Source organism: Mucilaginibacter yixingensis (genome assembly GCF_041080815.1).
In the GTDB taxonomy this organism is placed as follows: domain Bacteria; phylum Bacteroidota; class Bacteroidia; order Sphingobacteriales; family Sphingobacteriaceae; genus Mucilaginibacter; species Mucilaginibacter yixingensis.
In genome coordinates this window covers 1,626,518-1,642,097 of sequence record NZ_CP160205.1, presented here as the reverse complement: position 1 = coordinate 1,642,097, position 15,580 = coordinate 1,626,518, and the positions used below count along the sequence as shown (strand labels likewise).

The window sequence follows — 15,580 nt, the reverse complement described above, 5'->3', positions numbered from 1 at the left end:
ATCATTAACTATGAACAACTCAAAAATGAAATTCGCAACAAAAGCCATACACGCAGGTCAGCATCCTGACCCAACTACCGGCGCGGTTATGACGCCGATTTACCAGACATCAACTTACTGGCAAAAATCGCCGGGCGATAATCAGGGTTATGAGTACTCACGTGGTACCAACCCAACCCGCAAGGCGCTGGAGGAATGTTTGGCTGCATTGGAAAATGCTAAACATGGCTTAGCCTTTAGCAGTGGCATGGGCGCTACCGATGCGGTAATGAAACTACTGCAAGCGGGCGACGAGGTAATTGCCGGTAACGATCTGTACGGCGGTTCTTACCGCATTTTTACCAAGATATTTGCCAACTACGGCATCAAGTTCCATTTCCTTGACTTGTCTGACCCGGAGATTATCCGTCAGTACACCAACGATAAAACCAAACTGGTTTGGATTGAAACCCCAACCAACCCTACCATGCAGGTGGTTGATATTGCGGCTATCTCTAAGATCACCAAAGAGAAAAACCTGACGCTGGTGGTAGATAACACCTTTGCGTCGCCCTACCTGCAAAACCCGATGGATCTGGGTGCCGATATGGTAATGCACTCGGTAACCAAGTACATCGGCGGCCACAGCGACGTGGTAATGGGTGCCCTGATGATGAACGATGACGACCTGTACAAACGCCTGTGGTTCATCTACAACGCTTGCGGTGCCACTCCCGGCCCGATGGATAGCTTCCTGGTGCTGCGTGGTATCAAAACCCTGCACCTGCGTATGAAGGCCCATTGCGAGAACGGCCGCAAAGTGGCTGAGTTTTTGAAAACACACCCTAAGGTTGAAAAAATTTACTGGCCGGGCTTTACCGATCATCCGAATCACGAAATAGCCAAACAGCAAATGCGCGATTTTGGCGGCATGATCTCTATCGTGTTAAAAGGAGCCGACTTACAGGAAACATTCCGCATAGCCGGTTCTTTCAAAGTGTTCACCCTGGCCGAATCACTGGGCGGTGTAGAATCATTGATCAACCACCCTGCTACCATGACGCACGCGTCTATCCCGAAAGAAGTGCGCGAGGCGGCCGGTGTGGTAGACAACCTGCTGCGCCTGAGCGTAGGTGTAGAAGATGTGGATGATCTGCTGGATGATTTGAAACAAGCACTGGCATAAAGCTTTTTAGCATATTTGTCATTGCGAGGAACGAAGCAATCTCGTCGCCATACTTAACCGAAAGTATATCGAAGAGATTGCTTTCCTAAATAAAACCCAACGAATGAACATGGAAGCTTGGATTGAAAAAGCACTATCTACATGGTCTGAAAGTGAGACCAAGCTGAACCCTCCAGCATCGCAAAATGCGTTATCAAGTGCTGAAGCTTTTTTAGACTATACTTTTCCAAGCGATTTCAAAGCCCTTTACTTAACTGCCAATGGGTTTGAAGACTATGAATGGCAACAACATATGTTTTCATTCTGGTCTCTTGAAAGAATAATAGAAGAATCAGCTCAATTTAAGGATCAAGACTTTATTGGGTTTTGCGATTTTTTAATTTGTAGCAGCTTTATAGGGTTTCATAAAAATAGACCAGGGATATACAAATATTATGACCATATTGATGAGTATCCAATAGCGGACTCGTTCGCTGAAGCTGTGCGCAAGATCAATATAAGCGATAATTCTATTTATTAAAATGCTCCCCATGCAGACTTACGAAGTTTTTTAAACTTCGTAAGTCTGAAGATGGCCAAAAGCCAGGGGCATTCCTCCTGTTTCTTGACTCTTACTTCTTGAATCTCTTCCCAACATGATCGAAAACCTCAAAGCCTTTCTCGATGCCAAAGTAGCCCAATACAACCAGCCCGGTTTTATCGAGAACGACCCGATCAGCATTCCGCATCTGTTCAGCAAAAAACAGGACATCGAGATTATGGGCTTCTGGGCAGCAACCCTAGCCTGGGGACAACGGGTTACCATCATCAAAAAATGTAAAGAGCTGATTGAACTAATGGATGGTGCGCCTTATGATTTTATCATGAACCATGAGGAACCCGATCTGAAAAAACTACTCAAATTCAAGCATCGTACTTTTAATGATGTGGATACGCTGTATTTTATTGCATTCTTCCGCTATCATTATGAAAACTTCAATAGTTTGGAGGACGCGTTCGTACCCAAGCCCCCCAGCCCCCTAAAGGGGGAGCAAGAAGGAGGGCGCATAATAACTCCCCCTTTAGGGGGCTGGGGGGCCGAAGCTGCGCTGAATCATTTTCGCTCTTATTTCTTCTCGCTGCCTGATTATCCTCACCGCACTAAGAAACACGTTTCATCGCCTTCGCAAAAATCAACCTGCAAGCGGTTGAACATGTTTCTGCGCTGGATGGTGCGTAAAGATGATTTCGGTGTAGATTTCGGGATCTGGAACAAACTCTCTCCTGCTGACTTGATTATACCCTGCGATTTGCACGTTGACCGTGTGGCCCGTAAACTCCTGCTCATTAACCGCAAACAGACCGACTGGCAAACCGCCGTTGAACTAACCGAACGCCTCAAGCAATTTGACCCGCTCGATCCGGTGAAGTATGATTTTGCTTTGTTTGGGTTGGGGATTGAGGAGAAGTTTTGATTAAAACCAATGCTGATAAAGAGCCTGTCAGTCTGAGCTTGTCGAAGACTCGCGCGGAGAGGCCCTCCCACCATGCTTCGACAAGCCCAGCATGACATCCAGCTTCACACGTCGTGCCGAACTTGTTTCGGCATCCCAAAGGCAAATCTAACTACCCAGCTAAGCATATGGGGTCCCGAAATAAATTCGGGATGACCGGTATATAAAAAGGCGAAAGATTTTACAAAACCTTTCGCCTTTTACTTTTATCCTTTTACCTCGAAATCACATCCGCTCCGGCACTTCAATGCCCAGCAGTTTCATGCCGGCTTTAATCACCGCGGCCGAGGCTTTGGCTAGTTGCAAACGGAACTGCATTTGCTCTTTGGTATCAGCCTGCAGGATTGATTTCTCGTGATAGAACTTATTGAATGCTTTAGCCAGCTCATAAACATAGTTAGCCACAGCCGCAGGGTTATAATCTTTAGCAGCTTGCTGGATCATATCGCGATATTGGGTCAACAAGATGATCAGATCGCGCTCTACGCCAAATAGTTCTGCATCAATCTCGTCATCAATATTCACCTCTGCCCTGCCCACTACCGAGCAAATACGGGCATGTGTATACTGAATAAACGGACCGGTATGCCCCTGAAAATCTATCGACTCATTCGGGTCAAACAGCAGGCGTTTCTTCGGCTCAACTTTTAGCAGGAAATATTTCAGGGCGCCCATACCGATAGTGTGGTACAGCTCGCTCTTTTCTTCCTCGCTAAAACCGTCTACCTTACCCAGCGCTTCGGTCTGCTCTTTTGCGGTGGCTTCCATCTCGGCAATCAAGTCGTCGGCATCCACAACAGTGCCTTCGCGGCTTTTCATTTTGCCAGATGGCAAGTCAACCATACCGTATGACAAATGGTACAGACCTTTAGCCCAGCTTTTACCGAGTTTTTCAAGGATAAGGAACAACACTTTAAAGTGATAATCCTGCTCGTTACCCACTACGTAGATAGACTGATCTACCTGGTAATCGTCATACTTCAATTGGGCGGTACCCATATCCTGGGTAATGTAAACCGAGGTACCATCGCCACGGCGGACCAGTTTCTGATCAAGGCCATCGGCAGTCAGATCGATCCAAACCGAGCCGTCTTCTTTCTGGAAGAAAACGCCGCTGGCTAAACCTTCTTCAACTATATCTTTACCTAACAGGTAGGTGTTGCTCTCGTAGTAATATTTATCAAAATCTACACCCAGCGAGTTGTAGGTCTTTTCAAACCCAGCGTACACCCAGCTATTCATGGTTTCCCACAAGCTGATTACTTCTTTATCGCCTGCTTCCCATTTTTGCAGCATTTGCTGGGCTTCAACAATCAACGGAGCGTTCTTTTTGGCCTCTTCTTCGGTCTGACCGGCAGCTTTTAGCTCGTTTATCTGTTTTTTGTATTCTTTATCAAAAATCACATAGTACTTACCCACCAGATGGTCGCCTTTCAGGCCGCTACTTTCCGGCGTTTCTCCGTTACCGAATTTTTGCCAGGCCAGCATACTTTTGCAAATGTGGATACCACGATCATTCACCAAATTGGCTTTGATCACTTCGTAACCGCCAGCAGTCAAAATTTGCGCTACCGAATACCCCAGCAGGTTGTTACGGATATGCCCTAAGTGCAGTGGTTTATTAGTGTTGGGCGATGAATATTCTACCATCACCTTTGTACCGTTCGGCTTAACCTCGTTATAGTTGGCCCCCAGTACGTTGGTATAGAATTGCTCCAGCCAGTAGCTATCAGCAATAGAAATATTCAGGAAACCTTTGATCACATTATAGCCCGCTACTTCTTTTACGTTCTCTTTCAGGTATTCGCCAATATCGGCCCCTGTTTGCTCGGGCGATTTGCGCGATAGCTTGGTAAACGGAAAGGTAACTATGGTTAACTGCCCTTCAAACTCCTTACGGGTTTGTTGCAGACTGACATCGGCAGGCGTAATATCTGTATTGTAAAGATGCTTAACAGCTTTTAAGGTAGCGTCTATTATAAAGTCCATTGGCGCAAAAGTAATAATTAGTCGGGAAGTCCGGAAGACGGAGCCTCCGAAAGACATAAAGTGAGGACGATTATCATTCTTAAATTTTAAAGGTCTTTCAGACTTGCTGCCTTTCCGACTTTCAGACTAAAAGCGCTAACTTAGCTACCTATGTTATCTGATAACAATTTTAAACTAGGGGTTGGCTCAGAAGTTGGTACGCTGAAGGCCTTGTTGATACACAGTCCGGATAGCGGATTGGGTAAAGTAGTGCCATCAAAAGCGCAGGATTGGCTGTTTGAAGATATTGTGCACCTGGATACCATGCGCAAAAACGAGTACGACCACTACGTTAAACTGTTGCTCTATTTCCTCGATCCAGAAAAGATAAAAGGCCGGCTAGAGGAAGTGAACTCCCGCGCACATAATCGTGCTTTCTTTAAGCCAGATAATGCAGCCTTCCATGCATCAACCAAAGTAATTGAGCTAGAAATGCTGCTGGCCGATATACTGGCCGACGAGAGCATTTGCGAAAAGCTGGTAGCATCTGTTTGCGCTATAGAGGGCTGCAACTATCGCCTGCAACAACAACTGATAGAAACGCCACCTATCGAGCTGGCTAAGATCTTTATTTCAGGCGCTATGGGTGATGATAATATGATCTTCGCGCCTATCCCTAATCTGATCTTCTCGCGCGATATCGGCATCGTTATCAATAGCCATATTCTGATTAACAAACCGGCAAAAAAAGCGCGCTCGCGCGAAACACTGCTGGTACGTTACATCTTTTTTAATCACCCGTTGTTTGTCGCCTATCGTGATAACATCATCGAGATTCCTGAAACCGTGCAGCACTTTCTGCGCCCGGGCGAGGACACCGAAGGCAAAACTACTTTAGAGGGCGGTGATGTAATGGTGGTAGCTCCTAACCACGTCATCATTGGTTGCAGCGAGCGTACCTCTGTCAGTGGCGCTAATGAGGCCATTAAGCTATTGTTTGAAAATAAAGTAGTAAACAAGGTAACGGTGGTAAAAATTCCGCACAAGCGCGATTACATGCATATTGATACCATTTTTACACAGGTAAAACGCGACACCTGGGTAATGTTGGGATCATTAAGTAAAAAAGATATCGACCCGGAAACTGCTGAGCCTACCGACTGGCTGGGCGAGCGCAAAGGCCGTGATAAAGTGGAGATCTTTCAGTTTGAAGCAGGAGAACTGGCACCGCGCCGTTTTGCCTCTATTGAAGAACTGCTGGACGATGTGAGCCGGAATGATCTGGGTAGCTCAACTCCTACCCGCTTTATCTACTCTGGCAACGGTATTTTCCCGTATGACTCGCGCGAGCAATGGACAGACTCCTGCAACCTGCTGGCCCTGCGCGAGGGCGTGGTTTTGGGTTACGACAGAAACACCAAAACTGTTGAAGCCTTTCGCCAAAACGGCTTTAAGGTGATTAAAGTAGCAGACTTGCTGCGCCGCATTGAAGACAATGAGGCTGATCCAGATACCATGCAGGATACATTGATCCTGATGCCATCAGCAGAACTTTCACGCGCGCGAGGTGGTTTCCATTGTATGAGTATGCCCATATTACGGTACGGATTAAATAAATAAACCAAAAGAAAATCAAAAACACCTATTGGTTAAAACTTTTTCCCAAAAAAAGCAGTTATATTAGAAAATATAACCCTATGAAAAAGCTAACGTTAATGCTAATGATGGTGCTGGGTTTCAGCATCGCATTTGCGCAAACACCAGAGAAGGTTAAAGTTAAGCGAACCTCTACCCTTGGCCAGAAAGTGCACAATGTGTTTAGCAAGCATAAACACTATAACGGCTACAAAGTCAAAAAGAAAGTAGAAAAATCAAAAACTGTAACAAAACCATAATAAAGGGGGGCTAGCCCCCCTTTACCTTTTTATAAGGTTTAGGAATTATGTATCTAAAGATTTAATTAGCGCCCGCACTTCCCCATTGCGATTTGATGTTGCTGTAGAAAGTATCGCCGCGTTGTGGTTTGAACCACGAGAAGCTTTCCGGACCATGAGCAGACTCTACTGTTTCTGAAACATAAAACTCATTAGTATAAGTCATAAATTTCTGTATATTGTTATTGATGGTATACATGGTAATGTAGCTTTTAAAAAACAACGGCGAGTTGTTTTTATTAAACTTAGCCATCCTTGCGTTAAACGGCTCGGCAGTAAGCTGATCATTAATTTGCACCTTGGTTACCAGTGAATCTTCAATAAAGCGGTTTTGCTCTGGCGCCATCTCCAATAAGGTTTTATCAACCTGTGCATGCGGCGGGATGAACATGATATTCTCGGGCAGATTGGCTGTTGCCTGCAAACTGCCGCTGGTATATGAGGCACCGGTTGAACGCGAAGTAGCTGCGTCAAATGTACCATTCACTTTAACGGCACGATCTGAAAAGCTAACCGCCTTTTTATCAATAATATAGGCAGATCGTTTCCAGTCTACATAAATTGGTTCATTTAATTTATTATAAACCGCAACATTGATAGGGGCATTTTTACCGCTGAATGAGTACGTTATTTTTACCGAGTCGTTCTCTACATTAAACTTTCCGGTTTTGTCGTCAATTGCTGCATTGACACTGCTCATAGTATTAAGCTGATAGGTTTGGCAAGCCGATAGCAGCAGGGTTGCCGCAAACGGGATAAAGAATAGTTTTTTCATGGTAAAGGCTTTAGTTAAACAGTAGTTGCTACTGGTTGATCTTTACATCTAATTACAAGCTATTGAGTGAATTAGAAATGAAAAGTAAAACCGTCTTTTTAAAAACTGACACTTTGGTGTGTTTTTGTGGAATATGGCATTTTAAATGTGCGTACTTTTGCAGCTATGAATACTGCCGAACTGTTACAGCGCGCGCTAAACTTTGAGTTTCTTTCTATTGAAGAAGGCGTACATCTTTACCACAACGCACCTACCGCAGAGTTGGCTTATGTGGCCAACCAGTTGCGTAAAATACAGGTACCCCATGGTAAAGTAACCTGGCAGATAGACCGTAATGTAAACACCACCAACGTTTGTATTGCCAACTGCAAGTTCTGTAACTTCTTTCGTCGCCCTGGGCACGAGGATAGCTATATAACCGATATTGAAACCTACAAACGCAAGATAGAAGAGACTTTCCGCTATGGCGGCGATCAACTGTTGTTGCAGGGCGGCCACCACCCGGATCTGGGGCTGGCTTTCTACGCAGATCTGTTTAAACAACTAAAAGAGCTCTATCCAACGCTGAAACTGCACTCGCTCGGTCCGCCGGAGATTGCACACGTGTCCAAACTGGAAGGCATGAGCCATTACGATGTGCTGAAAGCCCTGCAAGAGGCTGGCCTGGACTCATTGCCAGGCGCCGGTGCCGAGATATTGAACGACCGCGTGCGTCGTCTTATCTCAAAAGGTAAATGCGGCGGTAAAGAATGGCTGGACGTGATGCGTGCAGCACACAAACTTAACCTGCCAACATCAGCAACCATGATGTTTGGCCACGTGGAAACCATTGAAGAGCGCTTTGAACATCTGGTATGGATCCGTCAGGTACAGTCTGAAAAGCCGGAAGGGCACCACGGCTTTATCGCCTTTATTCCGTGGCCGTTCCAGGACGATGGTACCCTATTGCGTAAAGTGCGCGGCATTACCAACAACGTATCTGGCGATGAATATATCCGCATGATTGCCTTGAGCCGTATTATGCTGCCTAATATCAAAAATATCCAGGCCTCATGGCTAACCGTTGGTAAACAAGTGGCCCAAACCTGTCTCCACGCAGGTGCTAATGATTTCGGGTCGATTATGATTGAGGAGAACGTAGTATCTGCCGCCGGTGCGCCACACCGCTTCACCGCGCAAGGCATCCAGACCGCCATCCGCGAGGCCGGTTTTGAGCCACAGCTACGCACTCAGAAATATGACTGGCGCGAGTTACCTTCACAATTGGAGGAACAGGTGATTAATTATTAATTGGGAATTTCGGAGGTTCGATTTCGGATTTAAAAGAAATCAAAAATGACTATTTATACGCGTCATAAGCAAGCGCAAATAGTAAATCCAAAATTGAACATCCGAAATTCGAAATCGAGCGCCCCCACTTTTAACTATCTCTTAACACTTACAATCAAAGTCATCATGTAAATTAGGGCATGCGTTACCTATGCCTGCTCATCTTATCGCTTTTCGTATTTACCGCCAACGCCCAGCAAAAACTGAGCGGAAGGGTATTTGAAAACAAAACCCGCATTTACCTGGCCGGTGTGCGAATCCAAAACCTGCGGACAAAGAAATTTACGGAGACCGATGATAAAGGCCATTTCAATATCGACGCGGCGCTGAACGATGTGGTCGTATTCAACAACTTCGGGTATGAAGTAGATACATTGGTGTTGATCAACTTCAAGCCCAAAGAAGTGTTTCTGGAACCTAAAAAACATATGTTGAATGAAGTGAACGTAAACGTACAACAAGTACAAAGCTTCAAAACTTATGACCGTGATTTTCATAACCAAACCATGATTTACCAGCGCGACAATAACGGCAACCTGAAGGGCGGTATATCCCTTCGCATCTGGTCAAATAAAAAAGAAGAAAGACAGCAGGCCAAAGGAGCACAATGGGTATATACCGAACGCTATCGCCTGATTATTGATACCGTTTTTGCGCTGCGCAACCTAAGTAAATATCTGCCACTTAATGGCGATGAGTTAATGGCGTTTAGAGTGAGATATATGCCGACCGTTCCGCAGTATACTTCGTCCGATTTTAATCTGCTGCGTTATATCGATTCGTGCTACAAAAACTTCGAGACTTTGCCGGCCGACAAACGTAAGTTAGCCAAGCTGAAGTGATTCCGAAAGGTTTGTTATTTTTAAACACAGAGGCTCTTTGTGTTATCTAAATATTAAAAGCCCTCTCCTTCAGAGAGTAATAGCTCATAAAAAGGCAGTGAGCATCTAAAGATGTGAAGGCCTGTGCGATTCCCTCCCTTGGGAGGGTGTAGGGAGGGGTTTATGGGATCAGATATCGTTTACACCCCTCCCTACCTCTTCACAATGCTACCGCGCCCCTCCCCAAGGAGGGATTTATTATACTCCTGCCTTTTTATGGGCTATTACTCTTTCGGAGAGGGTTGGGAGAGGTATTAAATCAACCTATCCTTCACCACCAGAGTGCCTGCCACCACATCGTGCAAACACTGCTGTTTTTTGTTGAAGAAGCTATAAAGATATCCCAGGTAAAAAGTACAAACCGAAAACACACGTGCCAGATTGCGCCCCACTGCCCTGTTGGTCGTAATGCGCCGCCCTTCCATATCGGTCACTTTGATTTTGAGGATCTGCTTGCCGTAAGTAGCTTGTTGGGCCGAGCTTTCCATCGCTACATGATAGATAAAATTGGCAACCGGGATAATCACCGCCAAGCTAACAGCAATAACAGAACGCATCATCTGATTTTGTATAGCTAGCACAATGCATAACGCCACAATAGCAAACCCCGCCGAAACCAACAACCAATCAATTACCGAGGCCAGTAACCGCTGGTCAAAACTACCGAAGTATTGCGGGGCGACTGTCTGCTTCTTAAAACCGAACAGCGCCCGCAACTCAGGCACTTCGTGTGCCTCCTTATAATCGGCCATGCCGTCGGTACGCACAAAATCGCCAGGCTTAAGGCCTCTTTGCCGTAGCTCATCAACAGCGAAAGGCCCTTCAGGCCTTCCGTTTATTACAAGCAGGTATTTTTCGAGTTTATGGGTCATGTTAGTTCATAGATCATGGTTCATAGTTAATAGATATAAGTTCGAGAATTTAATTTAGCCCCCTATAGCTAAGATCCATAAACTATGAACAATCTCAATATCGCTCCACCTTAAAGTCTGAGATTCCGCCACTAATGTTGATGTACATTTTGTTAGCCGCGTTAGCAAAGCCCGGAGTTTCATAGCGCTTATCGCCGGTTTTATTGAACCCGTCAAACTGGTTTGATGACAGGCCAGAACCTGTGGTAATCTGGCAAGCGGCATCCTTCGGGATACTGATCTTCACCTCAGATACACCTGTATTGATATCCAAACGGGTATCAGCCAGCGGCTGGCCCATTTTCACTTTGAATGATGCGGCGCCGCCGTTCAGATCCAGGTTACGGATTTTGAATTTACTCAGGTCAAAGTTCACCTCGGTAGCACCGGTGTTGATATCAATATCCCAAACCGGCAGCGTATTCAATTTTATTTTCGCTTCATTACCGTGGTCATTATCATTCCAATTAAACCGGTGACTGTTTTTAGCCATGTTGAAGTTAATGGTGTATAACGAGTCTTTACCTTCGCTGTTAAAATTGTAGTTGCTACCATAACCTGTGGCCACGGCGTGGAATAGATCGGCAGTACTATCACGCAGTTCATAGCGGGTGGCACCGCCTTGAATTTTCAATTTAGCTTCCTTTGCGTCGGGGTGGAAGGATTCCGTGTACTCATTAGTACCTTCCATTTTAACAATCTTCCGGTCGTCCGAACTATTGTCTGAATCATTATCGTCATCAATATTATAACGGAACGTAAAGCCAGGCCAGCCCGAACGGCGGTCGTCAATACTGGCAAACAGCAGTACACAAATGCCGCCCAGTACCACTATGATTCTTAAAGCACTTGCCCATCCGGCGCGTACGTTAGAGAGCATAAGGTTAAAACCTGCAATAACCAGGAACACCGGCCACATGCGTATAAAGTTAAACCAATGGAAATGCACAATACCAAAACTGTGCAGCAAGAATATCACACCCAGGCCTATCAAAATGATGCCCGGAATTAATTTATCGCGTTTCATGATTTTTAAACTGTTGGAGGGTTGTCGTTAATTGAATTATCCTGATCTTTCTCTTCTGCCGGCGCAGAGTTGCCCATAAAGCTGCTGATCACAAAGATTACGCCCACTATAATAAGGCTAACCGGCCAGAAGTGCATAAAATGCCAGATAGAAAGTATGTGGAACTGCTTAAGCAATATCAGTACCCCTATCATCACCATAATGCTGCCACCAATTATAGCCCCTGTAGATGGGCCGTTTCTTATCGGTCTTGGCGGCTGCGGATCCATTGGGGGTACGGGCGGCACAGTATAGTCTGTGTAGGGTGACTGTGGCGGTACGTTGTAATCGGTATAAGGTTGTTGTGGCGGCATGGTATAATCAACAAATGGTTGTTTGGGGGCAAAATTTTTGGCCGGCAATACAATCCATAAAATAACATATACCAGCCCGCTAAGGCCGTGTAGAAACAGGCCCAGCACAAATATTAACCGCATGGTTGATACTTCGGTGCCAAAATGGTCTGCTAAACCCGCGCATACTCCCCCTACTTTTTTCTGGGATTCGTCGCGGTATAATTTCTTGTCCATGATGTTGTCTTGTTTTAAGTGAGTATTATAGCTGACCGAAAACGGGCATCATGACTATTTCATCTACATTGGCTCCCGGGCTCATTTTATAAGCATTTACAATGGCCGAGGCAATATCCTCAGGCAGTATAAAACGTTCGGCCGGAATGGTAGTGCCGTCCCACGATGAGGTGAGGGTTGATCCCGGTATCACCGCAGTAACTTTTACGCCATATTGCTGCATTTCCTGTCGCATAACATTATTAAGACCCAGCAAGGCAAACTTTGTTACACTGTAGGTACCAGCTTCTTTCACCACATTTTTTGAGGCTGATGAACAAATGGTAAAAATATGGCCCCTGCGCGCTGCAATCAGCTTTTTACCGAAGTACCGGTACAGCTCATAAGCCGGTAGAAGATTGGTATTCATCAACCGGTTAAACACACTATCCTCGTCATCCAAAATACTGGTGGGCTGATAAATGCCGGCGTTATTGACAATGATATTGATGTCTCCCAACTCCTGTTCTGCCTGGCTGGCAAAGGCATGGATCTGCTCTTTCAGACTGATATCGGCCGTAACGGCAGCAACTTTTATCTGCGGATTAATTTGCAGCAGCTCTTGTTTAAAGGCTTCCAGTTCACCTGCATTGCGGGCGCAAACGGCCAGGTTAAAACCTTCTTTGGCAAAAGCTATACTGATAGCACGACCCATACCGCGGGTAGCGCCGGTGATGATGGCGTTGTTCATAGGGCTAAGTGTTTTTAATGAGGGCACAAACAATTGAGCCTGAATGCGCCTTATTAAAGCATTGTTAATAGTTTAATGCTTTAAAATTAGCGTAAATAGTGCCAAGGCTAAAGCATATTACCAAAAAACACTATTTTTAACGCGGTTTACCTTTTTTTAGAACATGTTCCATAGCTTCGGCCGATACCTTCTCCTGTTAAAACTCAGCTTTAAAAAGCCCGAAAAGTTCAGTGTATACTGGGCTGAAGTGATGCGCGAAATGGTGTCTGTTGGCATCGGGTCGCTGGGCATTATCTGTATCATCTCGGTATTTATTGGTGCGGTGGCCGTTATCCAGGTGGCCTTCCAGCTGAGCAGCCCGCTGGTGCCAAAAAGCATTGCCGGTAGTATTGCCAGAGACTCAACCATTTTGGAGTTTAGCCCAACTATATCCGCGCTGGTGTTGGCCGGTCGTGTAGGCTCTAGCATTGCCTCGCAAATTGGCACCATGCGTGTAACCGAGCAAATTGATGCACTGGAAATTATGGGCGTTAATGCACCGGGCTACCTCATCTCACCAAAAGTGATTGCAGGATTGCTGATGTTCCCGATGTTGAACGTTGTCTCTATTTTATTGGGTCTAACGGGTGGATATGGCGCCTGTGCCGCCTCTAACGATATCTCTACCAGCCAATATATTTACGGTTTGCGCGATGCTTTTAACTCGCTAACGCTGCAAACCTCTGTTGTTAAGTCTATAGTGTTTGGTTTTATCATTACTTCTGTTTGTGCTTATCAGGGTTTTTACACATCTGGTGGTGCGTTGGAAGTGGGTCAATCAGCCACCAAAGGTGTGGTTTACAGCTGTATTGCAGTTCTGTTTGCTGATCTTGTTATTACCCGTATGCTGCTATGATCGAAGTTAAAGACATACATAAAGCCTTCGGCGAAAACCATGTATTGCGTGGTATCAGCGCACAGTTCAAACCGGGTAAAAACAACCTGATTATTGGTGGCTCCGGTTCTGGTAAAACTACCCTGCTCAAATGCGTAGTGGGCCTGCATGAGCCAACCCAAGGTGAGATTTTCTACAATGGCGAGAACTTTACCACCATGGGCTTTGAAGAGCGTGTACCCATTCGTAAAGAAATTGGCATGCTGTTCCAGAACTCGGCCCTGTTTGACTCGATGACTGTTGAAGAAAACATCATGTTCCCCCTCAACCTGTTTACCGATCAGACCCGCGCCGAAAAGCTCGATCGCGCCAATTTTTGCCTGGAACGGGTTAACCTGAAAGGTAAAAACAAACTGTTCCCTTCAGAACTATCGGGCGGTATGAAAAAGCGTGTGGGTATTGCCCGCGCCATCAGCATGCAGCCTAAATATTTATTTGTGGACGAGCCCAACTCTGGTCTCGACCCTAAAACTTCCATCTTGATTGACGAACTGATTGCCGAACTGACCGAAGAATACCAGACAACTACCGTAGTAGTAACGCACGATATGAACTCGGTAATGGGTATTGGCGATCATATCATCTTTCTGCACAACGGCCAGAAATGGTGGGAAGGCAGCAACAAAGAAATTGCCCACACCGACAATAATGAGCTGAACGACTTTGTATTTGCCAGTAAGTTTATGCAGGCGGCAAAGGAGAAGTTGTAGGTTTTAGTCCGGAAGACCGAAAAGTCCGAAAGTCGGGAAGATTTATTATCGAAAACCATCTAATTATCTTTCGGACTTTCTGACTTTCCCGACTTCCGGACTAAAATATTATTTTTGCAGATAAATTCTCCCGGACTTTCGGACTTCCCCGGCTCCCGGACTAAAAGCAAAACTATGATCCAACTCCTCACCCCCGCACACTGGAAAGATTATGAACTGATTGATTGCGGCGATTTTGAGAAGCTGGAACGCTTTGGCAATGTTATTCTGATTCGTCCGGAGCCTCAGGCCGTTTGGGCCAAAGCCATGCCGCAAAGCGAGTGGCAAAAACTGCATCACATCCGTTTTAAAGGCCGCAGCGCCACATCTGGCGATTGGGTAAAGAAAAACCCTGCAACGCCCGACCGTTGGCACATTGAGTATAAAAACCCGGAAGCGGCTATTAAGTTTCGCCTGGCACTAACATCGTTCAAGCACGTGGGTATCTTCCCCGAGCAGGCTGTTAACTGGGATTATATCTCGTCAACTATCAAAAAATTTAAAACGCCTAGTCCGAAGGTGCTTAACCTGTTTGCCTACACAGGCGGCGCTTCGCTGATAGCCCGTGCGGCCGGCGCTGACACTACGCACGTAGATTCTATCCGTCAGGTAGTTACCTGGAGCAATGAGAACCAGGAGCTTTCTGGCTTGCAGGATATCCGCTGGGTGGTTGAAGACGCACTGAAATTTGTAAAACGCGAGATTAAACGCGGCAAAAAATACAACGGCATCATCCTCGATCCTCCCGCCTACGGCCACGGCCCCAACGGCGAGAAATGGAAGCTTGAGGACCACATCCAGGAAATGATGCAGGACGTTGTGCAACTACTTGACCCTAAAGAGCATTTCCTGATTCTGAATACCTACTCACTGGGCTTTTCATCCGTTATTGTAGAAAACCTGATCCGTGGTTCTTTCCCGCAGGTAGAGAATCTGGAGATTGGCGAGCTTTATTTGCAGGCGACATCGGGGATAAAGCTTCCGCTGGGGGTTTTCGGTAAGTTTCGGAAAACTTTATAGTGAGATGTGAATTGTGAGTGGTGAGTTTGATCTCCTTCCTCAACTACTCACTATTCACCACTCACAATTCACATCTCACTACTCCCCATCTTGTT

Annotated in this window: 16 protein-coding genes; 10 read left to right on the top strand and 6 right to left on the bottom strand. The window is 45.8% G+C overall.

Annotation, left to right across the window (positions count from 1 at the left end; all coding sequences use genetic code 11):
- Window positions 1–10: 10 nt before the first annotated feature.
- The 3 genes from ABZR88_RS06685 (at window position 11) to ABZR88_RS06675 (ending at window position 2,619) form a co-directional block, all read left to right on the top strand.
- Window positions 11–1,165, top strand: coding sequence for a cystathionine gamma-synthase (locus ABZR88_RS06685; RefSeq protein WP_342748743.1), 1,155 nt, complete (start codon window positions 11–13; stop codon window positions 1,163–1,165).
- Between the two features lie 109 nt (window positions 1,166–1,274).
- Window positions 1,275–1,685, top strand: a complete 411-nt coding sequence (locus tag ABZR88_RS06680) for an SMI1/KNR4 family protein (RefSeq protein WP_170113581.1) — start codon at window positions 1,275–1,277, stop codon at window positions 1,683–1,685.
- A 115-nt stretch (window positions 1,686–1,800) separates the two neighbouring features.
- Window positions 1,801–2,619, top strand: coding sequence for a TIGR02757 family protein (locus tag ABZR88_RS06675; RefSeq protein WP_107828193.1), 819 nt, complete (start codon window positions 1,801–1,803; stop codon window positions 2,617–2,619).
- A gap of 264 nt (window positions 2,620–2,883) precedes the next feature.
- Here the strand turns inward: ABZR88_RS06675 and argS are convergent, their stop codons facing one another.
- Complete coding sequence (gene argS / locus ABZR88_RS06670) at window positions 2,884–4,647, bottom strand: arginine--tRNA ligase (protein WP_107828194.1); 1,764 nt, start codon at window positions 4,645–4,647, stop codon at window positions 2,884–2,886.
- A gap of 150 nt (window positions 4,648–4,797) precedes the next feature.
- Between argS and ABZR88_RS06665 the strand changes: the two genes are divergently transcribed.
- Both ABZR88_RS06665 and ABZR88_RS06660 read left to right on the top strand, forming a co-directional pair.
- Window positions 4,798–6,246, top strand: a complete 1,449-nt coding sequence (locus ABZR88_RS06665) for an arginine deiminase family protein (RefSeq protein WP_107828195.1) — start codon at window positions 4,798–4,800, stop codon at window positions 6,244–6,246.
- A gap of 77 nt (window positions 6,247–6,323) precedes the next feature.
- A complete protein-coding gene (locus ABZR88_RS06660; protein ID WP_107828196.1) occupies window positions 6,324–6,521 on the top strand; it encodes a hypothetical protein in 198 nt (65 codons plus the stop codon).
- Window positions 6,522–6,582: 61 nt separating this feature from the next.
- Here the strand turns inward: ABZR88_RS06660 and ABZR88_RS06655 are convergent, their stop codons facing one another.
- On the bottom strand, window positions 6,583–7,335 hold the full coding sequence (locus ABZR88_RS06655; RefSeq protein ID WP_107828197.1) for a hypothetical protein: 753 nt from the start codon (window positions 7,333–7,335) through the stop codon (window positions 6,583–6,585).
- 165 nt (window positions 7,336–7,500) lie between these two features.
- Here ABZR88_RS06655 and mqnC point away from each other — a divergent pair, with 165 nt between their 5' ends.
- Window positions 7,501–8,625 (top strand): cyclic dehypoxanthinyl futalosine synthase, encoded by a 1,125-nt coding sequence (gene mqnC, locus ABZR88_RS06650; RefSeq protein WP_107828198.1) that lies wholly within the window; start codon window positions 7,501–7,503, stop codon window positions 8,623–8,625.
- Window positions 8,626–8,804: 179 nt separating this feature from the next.
- Complete coding sequence (locus tag ABZR88_RS06645; RefSeq protein ID WP_107828199.1) at window positions 8,805–9,506, top strand: carboxypeptidase-like regulatory domain-containing protein; 702 nt, start codon at window positions 8,805–8,807, stop codon at window positions 9,504–9,506.
- A 293-nt stretch (window positions 9,507–9,799) separates the two neighbouring features.
- Here the strand turns inward: ABZR88_RS06645 and ABZR88_RS06640 are convergent, their stop codons facing one another.
- The 4 genes from ABZR88_RS06640 to ABZR88_RS06625 all read right to left on the bottom strand — a co-directional run bounded on the left by ABZR88_RS06640 (window position 9,800) and on the right by ABZR88_RS06625 (window position 12,782).
- On the bottom strand, window positions 9,800–10,417 hold the full coding sequence (locus tag ABZR88_RS06640) for an RDD family protein (RefSeq protein WP_107828200.1): 618 nt from the start codon (window positions 10,415–10,417) through the stop codon (window positions 9,800–9,802).
- A 94-nt stretch (window positions 10,418–10,511) separates the two neighbouring features.
- On the bottom strand, window positions 10,512–11,483 hold the full coding sequence (locus ABZR88_RS06635; protein ID WP_107828201.1) for a DUF5668 domain-containing protein: 972 nt from the start codon (window positions 11,481–11,483) through the stop codon (window positions 10,512–10,514).
- A gap of 5 nt (window positions 11,484–11,488) precedes the next feature.
- A complete protein-coding gene (locus tag ABZR88_RS06630) occupies window positions 11,489–12,052 on the bottom strand; it encodes a PspC domain-containing protein (RefSeq protein ID WP_107828202.1) in 564 nt (187 codons plus the stop codon).
- Window positions 12,053–12,077: 25 nt separating this feature from the next.
- Window positions 12,078–12,782, bottom strand: coding sequence for an SDR family oxidoreductase (locus tag ABZR88_RS06625; RefSeq protein ID WP_107828203.1), 705 nt, complete (start codon window positions 12,780–12,782; stop codon window positions 12,078–12,080).
- Between the two features lie 163 nt (window positions 12,783–12,945).
- On the opposite strand from ABZR88_RS06625, the gene ABZR88_RS06620 reads away from it, so the two are divergent.
- From ABZR88_RS06620 to ABZR88_RS06610, 3 genes are all read left to right on the top strand, one after another.
- Entirely contained in the window at window positions 12,946–13,677 is a 732-nt protein-coding gene (locus ABZR88_RS06620; RefSeq protein WP_107828204.1) for an ABC transporter permease, read from the top strand.
- The gene (locus ABZR88_RS06615; protein WP_107828205.1) at window positions 13,674–14,426 is read left to right on the top strand and encodes an ABC transporter ATP-binding protein; all 753 of its coding nucleotides are present in this window, start codon (window positions 13,674–13,676) and stop codon (window positions 14,424–14,426) included. The genes ABZR88_RS06620 and ABZR88_RS06615 overlap by 4 nt, the downstream gene beginning before the upstream one ends.
- A gap of 174 nt (window positions 14,427–14,600) precedes the next feature.
- Complete coding sequence (locus tag ABZR88_RS06610; RefSeq protein ID WP_107828206.1) at window positions 14,601–15,485, top strand: class I SAM-dependent methyltransferase; 885 nt, start codon at window positions 14,601–14,603, stop codon at window positions 15,483–15,485.
- Window positions 15,486–15,580 lie beyond the last annotated feature (95 nt).

Bases quoted from the DNA above. Each gene is read 5' to 3' on its own strand.
- ABZR88_RS06630 (WP_107828202.1), bottom strand. From the start codon at position 12,052: ATGGACAAGAAATTATACCGCGACGAATCCCAGAAAAAAGTAGGGGGA.
- ABZR88_RS06665 (WP_107828195.1), top strand. From the start codon at position 4,798: ATGTTATCTGATAACAATTTTAAACTAGGGGTTGGCTCAGAAGTTGGT.
- ABZR88_RS06615 (WP_107828205.1), top strand. From the start codon at position 13,674: ATGATCGAAGTTAAAGACATACATAAAGCCTTCGGCGAAAACCATGTA.
- ABZR88_RS06655 (WP_107828197.1), bottom strand. From the start codon at position 7,335: ATGAAAAAACTATTCTTTATCCCGTTTGCGGCAACCCTGCTGCTATCG.
- argS (WP_107828194.1), bottom strand. From the start codon at position 4,647: ATGGACTTTATAATAGACGCTACCTTAAAAGCTGTTAAGCATCTTTAC.
- mqnC (WP_107828198.1), top strand. From the start codon at position 7,501: ATGAATACTGCCGAACTGTTACAGCGCGCGCTAAACTTTGAGTTTCTT.
- ABZR88_RS06635 (WP_107828201.1), bottom strand. From the start codon at position 11,483: ATGAAACGCGATAAATTAATTCCGGGCATCATTTTGATAGGCCTGGGT.
- ABZR88_RS06620 (WP_107828204.1), top strand. From the start codon at position 12,946: ATGTTCCATAGCTTCGGCCGATACCTTCTCCTGTTAAAACTCAGCTTT.
- ABZR88_RS06640 (WP_107828200.1), bottom strand. From the start codon at position 10,417: ATGACCCATAAACTCGAAAAATACCTGCTTGTAATAAACGGAAGGCCT.
- ABZR88_RS06625 (WP_107828203.1), bottom strand. From the start codon at position 12,782: ATGAACAACGCCATCATCACCGGCGCTACCCGCGGTATGGGTCGTGCT.
- ABZR88_RS06610 (WP_107828206.1), top strand. From the start codon at position 14,601: ATGATCCAACTCCTCACCCCCGCACACTGGAAAGATTATGAACTGATT.
- ABZR88_RS06685 (WP_342748743.1), top strand. From the start codon at position 11: ATGAACAACTCAAAAATGAAATTCGCAACAAAAGCCATACACGCAGGT.
- ABZR88_RS06645 (WP_107828199.1), top strand. From the start codon at position 8,805: ATGCGTTACCTATGCCTGCTCATCTTATCGCTTTTCGTATTTACCGCC.
- ABZR88_RS06675 (WP_107828193.1), top strand. From the start codon at position 1,801: ATGATCGAAAACCTCAAAGCCTTTCTCGATGCCAAAGTAGCCCAATAC.
- ABZR88_RS06680 (WP_170113581.1), top strand. From the start codon at position 1,275: ATGGAAGCTTGGATTGAAAAAGCACTATCTACATGGTCTGAAAGTGAG.
- ABZR88_RS06660 (WP_107828196.1), top strand. From the start codon at position 6,324: ATGAAAAAGCTAACGTTAATGCTAATGATGGTGCTGGGTTTCAGCATC.